The sequence below is a fragment of the Pseudomonas sp. K5002 genome (genome assembly GCF_013386655.1).
Classification (GTDB): Bacteria; Pseudomonadota; Gammaproteobacteria; order Pseudomonadales; family Pseudomonadaceae; genus Aquipseudomonas.
Map to the genome: position 1 here is coordinate 1 of NZ_JACARK010000974.1, position 1485 is coordinate 1485.

General features: G+C 58.4%; 2 protein-coding genes. Both read right to left on the reverse strand.

What is annotated here, in order from left to right; all coding sequences use genetic code 11:
• Window positions 1-548: 548 nt before the first annotated feature.
• On the reverse strand, window positions 549-1397 hold the full coding sequence (locus HX846_RS32010) for a MaoC/PaaZ C-terminal domain-containing protein (protein ID WP_177049183.1): 849 nt from the start codon (window positions 1395-1397) through the stop codon (window positions 549-551).
• 2 nt (window positions 1398-1399) lie between these two features.
• Window positions 1400-1485, reverse strand: an 86-nt coding sequence (locus HX846_RS39925) for a hypothetical protein (RefSeq protein WP_256740188.1), incomplete at its 5' end; no start/stop codon positions are given.

Below are 1485 nucleotides of genomic sequence, written 5' to 3' on the forward strand. Positions count from 1 at the left end.
CAGTGCCACCGCCAGTACCTCCGCCGGTTCCACCACCTGTGCCGCCACCAGTACCTCCATCTGTGCCGCCACCGGTGCCACCGCCAGTGCCGCCACCCGTTCCGCCGCCAGTACCACTGCCACTGCCAGCATCCGGAGATGACGCCGCGACGCTACTGTGATGACCACCACCACCGCTGCTGCAGCCTCCGAGGCTAACTGCCAGAATCAGGGCCAGCGCGGTACTTGCTTTCCACAACACGACTTGAGTTTTCATGATTGAGTTCCTTGCACCAGGTACAGCCTTTGCTGTTATCGAAGTTCGCTGTTTCTAAAGACAGCGATACATTCGTCCGTTGTGGCTATAACAGACCCGGGTGCGTTATCTCGCAATGCTCAACTTGGTATTAACGATTTATATACAGATAGAGTTAGTCTGCTTAGCGACTAATACCAAGGGTGTAGTGGGGGAGGGTGTAGACGTTGCGAGGTGTTTAAAATCATGGGGTTAATAAAGATGGCGGGCTATCGATAGCCCGCTATAACTTAGGGTGTATATATACAATTTATCAGGAGATTGGCCGCCAACGCCCCGTCATGTGTTCAATATCCCCGGCGCCCTTTAGTTGTAACTCGCCACTGGAGCCGGCGGCACTTGTCAATAAGGTTACTTCACTGGGTAAGCGCACCGGCTTTTTAAACTCGACGTCTATTTCGATATTGGCCGCAGGCAAATGTTCGCTCAGTGCGGCCAGTGTGCGTGCCGTGTTCCATAACCCATGGGCGATGGCCTGGGGGAAGCCAAACAACTTGGCAGTGAGGGCACTCAGGTGAATCGGATTGTAGTCGCCGGACACCCGGGCGTAGCGGCGGCCAACATCGGCGGGGGCTTTCCAACGGGTCAGCTCGCTTACGTTAGTGGAGGCTTGCAGGGTGTTGTCCGCCGCAGCGCCATCGAGTTTCACCCCGCGACAGAGCATTCGGCTTTCGGCTTCCCACAGCAGCCCCAGTGAATCCTCGACCGTGGTCACGATATCGAAGGTCGCGCCCTTGGCATGGGGCTGCAAGTTCTGCGCGTAGACACCGACGGACAGGTCACTCACACCGCCCAACGGGCGCAGGATGCGGATCCGGTTGCTCAGGTGGATCAATCCCAGCAGCGGGAAAGGAAATGCCTTGTCAGTGAGCAATTGCATCTGCAGGCCGAATGCCAGGATATGGGGATAAGTGGCCGGCAGTACCGGGCTCTCGGCAAACCCGCAGACCTTGCGATAGGCGTCCACATCCTTGGGGTTAACGCTGACCCGGCAGCGCAGCCCTTGTTGCGGCAACGTGGTACCGGTGATCTTGCGCTTGAGTGCCGCGCGCCAATACAGCGGTGGCAGGAACGGGGTGCTGCCTAATGTGTGCCACTCCATGCTTACGCTCCCAATAGACTTTGCCCACACACCCGCAACGCTTGCCCGCTGACCGCGCCCGAGCCCGGCTGGCCGAGCCAGGCCACCG